A 6,770-nucleotide genomic window follows, 5' to 3' on the forward strand; every position below is an offset into this window, starting at 1 on the left:
AAATTTGGATTTCATTCCAACTTTTACCAAATTAATATAACAAAGCTAATCATTCAATATGTTGAACCATCTTCACATAAAACGATACAATAATAATAGAATATAATTAATAAGATTTACCTCACTTATTTACATAATATCGGAGGACTCATGGCCAATACAGAAACGACAATCAACGCAGTTATCAATCCCCAAATCAATGATGCTCCCATCGATATAAAGAGAACAATTAAGGCTTTAGAGCGCAATAATTTCGTAGTTCATTATTTTGAAACAGGTGCAGAAGCTGTTGATTATTTGCAGTCTCGCATTCAGAACAAACGAGTGGCTATCGGTGATTCCCACACCTTATTAGAGCTCAAGGTTCATGATGCCTTATCCAAGGTCAACGATAATATAACAGATATTCAACGTCCCCTTCCTGGTGAAAGCTTCCGCGACACTGCATTACGTACCATGGGTCGCGATGTATTTCTCACCTCTGTAAATGCATTGTCGCAAACAGGTGAGATGGTCAACATCGATGGTACTGGCAATCGTGTGGCAGCTTCTCTATTTGGTTCCCAAGAGGTGTTCTTTGTGCTAGGAGTTAACAAGATTACCCCTGACTTAGCATCTGCTATTTATCGAGCACGAAATGTAGCAGCACCGCTAAACAGCAAGAAAAATAAGAAAAGCTCCCTCAACCCTTGTGCCAAATTAGAAGAAAAATGTTATGACTGTGGCTCACCGGATCGCATTTGCAACGCCTTAACAATCTACTATAAAAAGATGCGCAACATGCAAACCATGGAGATTATTATCATCAATGAATCCTTAGGGTTCTAATGGTTTGTGGCCCATTTAGAAAATCTTGTACGCTCATCTGCCCTAATCCAGATACAACTCTATAAATAGTGGACCATCGTGGGTCGATGGCACCACTTTCAAGATCACTAATATAAGATTGGGCTAAACCTGACTTATCTGCCAACTGATACTGCGTCATGCCCAATTGTCTACGCCATAGTAAAATTAATACGCCTAGTTTGTGAACCTCTTGTCGAACCTGTATATCACGACAACATAGAATAGGATTCATATCAACCTCTATCTACTTTCACACTCAACACATGGTTATGCCTTTACTATACCCATATCGTAGGTTGACTGCCTAGTAGCAGTTGAAAAGTAATAACACAAAAGCCTTACTAAAAACTAATGTATCAATTAGTTCTAGTAAGGCTTTTTTCTATGCATATTACGTTCTGTATGTTTTCAACAATTCGTGTAATTATTGTATATATAGAGATAATTAGTACTAAACATGTACTATATTACACCAATCAGCATAGATAATATCTAGATTTGTATAGTTTCTATACATTATCCATTCATTATGAATACACTTGAATAGTAATGTTACTAGCTTATATCATTATCCGCTATAGGATTATTGGTTAGCACTTTCTTGAGCTTTTTTGATTTCCATGTATTTAACCATGCCATCCACAGCTTTTTTAGCTTCGCGCATCGCCAATACTACAGTAGCCGGCTTATGTACAACGTCACCACCAGCGAAGACGCCATCACGGTTAGTCATACCATATGGATCTTCAGATGTAATGATGTACCCTTTTTCGTCTACTTTCAGGTTATTACCTTCGCCGATAAGACGAGCATTTGGTTTATGACCAGCAGCGATGATGATTTTATCTACAGGCATAACTTGGAAGTTACCAGTACCATGGATACCTGCGCCATCTTCGTTAAGAGCCATCACTTCATATTTGAAGCCTTCTACCTTGTCTTTACCTTCTACGCCTACTGGAGAAGCGAACCATTGGAATTGAACGCCTTCAGCACGAGCTTCTTCGTATTCAGACAACAATGCTGGCATTTGTTCTTGGCTACGACGGTATGCTACAGTAACAGATTCACAGCCTAAACGTACGCATGTACGAGCCGCATCCATCGCTACGTTACCACCGCCGATGATAATTACGCGATCGCCTTTTTTGACAGGAATTTGAGCTTCATCAAGCTCACCATTATCTACCAATTGTACATTCGTCAACAAGTACATTGCTTGGAATACACCATGCACTTCATCGTTTTCCATGCGTACTTCTTGAGGAATATGTGTACCAGTACCGATAAAGATGGAGTCAAAACCTTCCGCGAAGAGTTCATCCAATGTTTTATCTTGACCGATAAATGTATTACATACGAATTTAACGCCTAAACCTTCAAGACGAGCGATTTCACGACGTACAACGGATTTAGACAAACGGAATTCTGGAATACCGAATAAAAGTACGCCACCTGGTTCAGATTGACCTTCGAATACAGTTACCTCGTAACCAAGTTTAGCGATATCACCTGCTACGGACAAGCCTGCAGGGCCAGAACCTACAACGGCAACCTTACCAAGATCTTGTTTAATCTTCTTAGGTTTGCGAAGTTCATTGATACTTTCAAAATCAGCAGCAAAGCGTTCCAATTTACCGATATTGATAGGCGGTTTTTTCGCCTTGTTCATGATACAGTTACCTTCACATTGGTTTTCGCGTGGACATACGCGGCCACAAATGGATGGCAAGTTTGTACGTTCTGCCAAAATATCATTTGCTAAACCGAAGTTACCGTGTGCAATAGCTTGGATGAAACGAGGGATCTCGTTTTCAATAGGGCAACCCATACGGCACAATGGTTTTGGACAATTTAGACAACGTTTCGCCTCAGCGAGCGCTTCCTCCATTGTATAATCCGCATCAAAATGTAGTGGTTTTAATTCGTTACTCATGGCACATGCCTCCTAACAAGGATCCAGTACTATACTTATACAGCGTTGCATGTACCTGAACAATCCGATGAGCCCACTCACATAGGGATGTCGCCACATGCTGCTAAGATTTATCTTTTGTAACCATTCGATAGACGTGTGGTCACTGGTCAGACACACACTATTCTATAGTATATTCTAAATTGTGAAAGTCCCAACAGTCAAGCAAATAAAGCACCTTTTGTATACGAATATAGCCCCTATTCATGCAAGGATTGCATAGAAACGAATGGTAAGGTAACAGCAATTCTTAAGTGTATATTTACATATATATCTATGCATGTATACTGATAATAGACAGAATAATTGATTTGCACCACATTAACATACACTCATAGATGTTGGTGACACCGAACTGATATATATAATTACACAAGATTTCTTATGAATCTAGCAGAATGTAAGAGGTTCACTATGAACACAGTAGACTTTACTAAAACATACTATATTGATCGACGCGGTTCTCATTCCCGCAAATGGGACGGCGAGCATTTAAAATTCAGCCGTACTGACCTATTACCACTATGGGTAGCCGATATGGACTTTATGCCGCCTCAGTGCATTCAAGAGGCCATTTGTAACTATGTGAAAGCCAATCCGCTAGGCTATACCATGATAAATCCGGATTATATAGAGGCAGTTATGAGTTGGTACAAACGCCGGCATAACTGTAGTCTTGAGCAAGAATGGCTCACCAGCGCGCCCAACGTCATTACAGGGATCATGTGGTGTATTGGGGCTTTTACCAAAACCAATGACGCCATCGCCGTTCTAAGTCCTGTATATGGCGCCTTTGATACGAGCGCCAGCGATGCCCAACGTCAAATCATCACTATTCCTATGAATCGCACTGAGGATAATCGCTACACCGTCGATTACGATGCCTTTAAAAGAGCTATTTCCGAACACGATGTGAAACTGTTCATTCACTGCAATCCGCACAATCCTGTAGGCCACGTATGGAGTGAAGCGGAAATGGACCAATTATTTAATATCTGCAAGCAGCACAATGTGCTCATCATAAGTGATGAGATTCATCAAGACCTGATTTCGGGACCAACGGCCTTTACATCGGCCTTGACGGTAAATAATGGGGCCTATACAGATAACATGATTGCAATGTCCTCCCTCTCAAAGTCGTTCAATATGGCTAGCTTGCACCACGCAGAGGTTATCATTCCTAACGAACGACTACGAAGCCAATTCAACGCCTATAAAGCTCATGTGTATCATACAGACTCGGACGTTATTGCCGAAGCGGCCATCACCGCAGCCTACACGCATCCTGAGGCGGAAGCATGGCTCACAGATGTATTGGCTATCATTCGTGAAAACTATGAATATCTGTGCCGAGAACTTCGTACGGCATTGCCACACATCCGCATCAGCCCTATGGACGGCACCTATTTGGCTTGGATCGATTTTAGCGCCTATGTAAAGGCGGAAGATATGCATGACCTGTTCGAAAACAAATGCCACATTGCACCAAGCTTTGGCGAATGGTTTGGAGGCGGAGATTACGCCACCTTTGTGCGACTTAACTTGGCCACGAGCCTTGAAAATATCAGGACTGCTACCCATACTATTATCAAGTACGTACACCCTTAATGGGTACCTCTTATCAAGAAATACATTAATTCAGGAAATACATTAATCATATTAGAGAATTCATTCCGTACAAACAAAAGAGGCGGCTCTAGCATCATTCAATGTTAGAGCCGCCTCTTTGTATTATACTTTCACTGTATTACCAACTAGTATTACACTGGTTCTTATTTAATTCTAGCGAAATGTTCCTTTGCAAATTGCATATCTTGTACGAGTTCTAATGTACCAATATAGTTATTGTTTTGATCGCGTACAGCCATGTAGTTTACATAGAATGGACGACCTTGTTTTTCAAGCCATACTGCCACATTATCGCGGTCACCTTTACGGAAGGAGTCGATAATACCGCGTACAATAGGTTCTACCTTTGGTGGATGGCAGGAATATACATCGCGGCCAATCGCTGTAGTAGGGCGTTTGAATACCTTTTCACCATCATTGAAGTAACGGTTGATATCTTCATGGTCAACGAAGGTTACTTCCATTGGCATTGTATTGAGCATAGCATCGAGTTGATCTACAGTTAGCGTACCGCCAATTAAACCGATAGCATTGTCATCACCACTTTGTTTTGTAGTTTGTGTTGCTAATGCTGCATCAGCCTCTGTCCAAGCAATGCGTTTTACACCAAAGATTTCTTCATATTGTGCTGTATCTTTGTAGATTTGGTACCATTCTTCTTTACTGAAGTTTTCTGCACAGATTGGGAACAAGATATTTTGTTCTTTGTAGATCATTTCTTGAGCACGTGTAAGAAGCTCATCAAAACGTCTATACCAATCATCTACACTTTGACTAGATTTTGCTAAATCGCCTAATTGGTCGCGGATATCGCCATCAACAGTCCACATAACCATGGATGGGCCACCGATTGCATAATCTACTTTCAATTTTGGATATAATAGGTCGCCTTTTTTAGCATAGTGAACAGATACTTGGCGCACTGTATTTACATCATCGATAGTTGCTGTTTTATCTGCTACTTTAGGACGAATAGATGCAATCAACTCATCAAGGGCTTTATTTTCCTCTGTTAATTGGTTGAGCGGATGACCTACAGTCTCTACCAATGTTACTACGCTCTTGCTCTTTTCTTGAGCCTCTAATACAGCCTCTACCTTAGCATGTTCGGCATCCATTTGTTCATGAATAGTAGAACCATGGAACAATGCAGAGTGAAGGTCGCACAATTGTTGTACCTCTTCTAAAGGTGTACCTTCGCGCATAAGACCTTGTTCGGCTTTCATGATTTCACTAGCCTCAACATGTTTGAATTGGCTCGCAAAATCTTCACGAACAGAACCAAGTTCTTCGCCTGTGCCCAAACGTTTCAAGAAGCCTTTCAATTGCTCTACACGTTCGCTATCTGTAACAGTATCCTCTGCATTAGCTTCTGCATTGTCATTAGCATTAGATTCCTCTGTGTGAGTAGCAGCTGCCTCTGTAGGAGCACCCTTAGCAGATGCATCATCACCATGTAGATTTGGCATTTCACCTTCCAAGGTAAAGCCGGCTTTCATAAATGCGCTCACGATATCCATCATAGATACGCCTTTCATTTTAGCCCCTTTAGGAATGGTCATAATTTTGCCTACAGAGTTCAACATCACCTTATTAGTGATTTCACTGAACCCTAAGCTTTTCATAATCTCTGTTACTTCAGGATATTCTTTTACCAAATCATATACGGATTTGGACAAATCTAATTTCTTTTCCATTTTGATCCCCTCGTGTCAAAAATATTGTTTATTACATATGTGAGTAATCCTCTATACGTCTTCGTATACAAGGCAATTTACATTCTGAAAGGTTTATCTAAAATAACCTATGACACTATGATAAACGATATCGATTGGAAAATCTGTATCCATGGCTATACTTTTGAAAGATATTTCAAAAATATCGAAATTCCATATAAAAATAACGGATAGCTAGTTTTCAAAGTCATCTAATCATTTAGAACGCTTTGAACCAACTATCCGTTATTTATTGAACTATATCTAGTTTTTAGAGAGATGAAAGTTCTGAGAGATTTATTAGTTTTGTTTCAATGCTTTTTCGTAGTTTTCAGAAACTTTGTCCCAGTTAATAACGCGGAAGAATTCCTTAATGTAATCTGGGCGACGGTTTTGGTAATGCAAGTAATATGCATGTTCCCAAACGTCTAAGCAAAGGATCGCTGTTTTACCTTCTAGTAGAGGGTTATCTTGGTTCGCAGAAGATGTCACTTCTAGTTTGCCATCTTTGTTTACCACAAGCCATGCCCAACCAGAGCCAAAGCGTGTTGCTGCTGCAGCGGAGAAGCTTTCAACAAAATCATCATAACCACCAAGATCAG

6 protein-coding genes are annotated in these 6,770 nt (G+C 40.4%); 2 read left to right on the forward strand and 4 right to left on the reverse strand.

The genetic code is table 11. The features are described from left to right. The first annotated feature begins 150 nt into the window (after positions 1–150). On the forward strand, positions 151–828 hold the full coding sequence (locus QZR70_RS07980) for a lactate utilization protein (protein WP_295794346.1): 678 nt from the start codon (positions 151–153) through the stop codon (positions 826–828). On the opposite strand, the gene QZR70_RS07985 is transcribed toward QZR70_RS07980, so the two are convergent. Both QZR70_RS07985 and QZR70_RS07990 read right to left on the reverse strand, forming a co-directional pair. After that, positions 806–1,081, reverse strand: a complete 276-nt coding sequence (locus tag QZR70_RS07985) for a helix-turn-helix domain-containing protein (protein WP_105089889.1) — start codon at positions 1,079–1,081, stop codon at positions 806–808. The genes QZR70_RS07980 and QZR70_RS07985 overlap by 23 nt on opposite strands. A gap of 351 nt (positions 1,082–1,432) precedes the next feature. Beyond that, on the reverse strand, positions 1,433–2,785 hold the full coding sequence (locus tag QZR70_RS07990) for an NAD(P)-dependent oxidoreductase (protein ID WP_295231703.1): 1,353 nt from the start codon (positions 2,783–2,785) through the stop codon (positions 1,433–1,435). Between the two features lie 453 nt (positions 2,786–3,238). On the opposite strand from QZR70_RS07990, the gene QZR70_RS07995 reads away from it, so the two are divergent. Then, complete coding sequence (locus QZR70_RS07995; protein WP_295231700.1) at positions 3,239–4,432, forward strand: MalY/PatB family protein; 1,194 nt, start codon at positions 3,239–3,241, stop codon at positions 4,430–4,432. 164 nt (positions 4,433–4,596) lie between these two features. Here QZR70_RS07995 and QZR70_RS08000 read toward each other — a convergent pair whose 3' ends face one another. Continuing rightward, entirely contained in the window at positions 4,597–6,150 is a 1,554-nt protein-coding gene (locus QZR70_RS08000; RefSeq protein WP_295794349.1) for a DUF438 domain-containing protein, read from the reverse strand. A gap of 318 nt (positions 6,151–6,468) precedes the next feature. After that, positions 6,469–6,770 (reverse strand): superoxide dismutase (locus QZR70_RS08005; RefSeq protein ID WP_295794351.1); only part of this gene is annotated, 302 nt, incomplete at its 5' end.

The organism is uncultured Veillonella sp. (genome assembly GCF_900545205.1).
Lineage (GTDB): Bacteria > Bacillota > Negativicutes > Veillonellales > Veillonellaceae > Veillonella.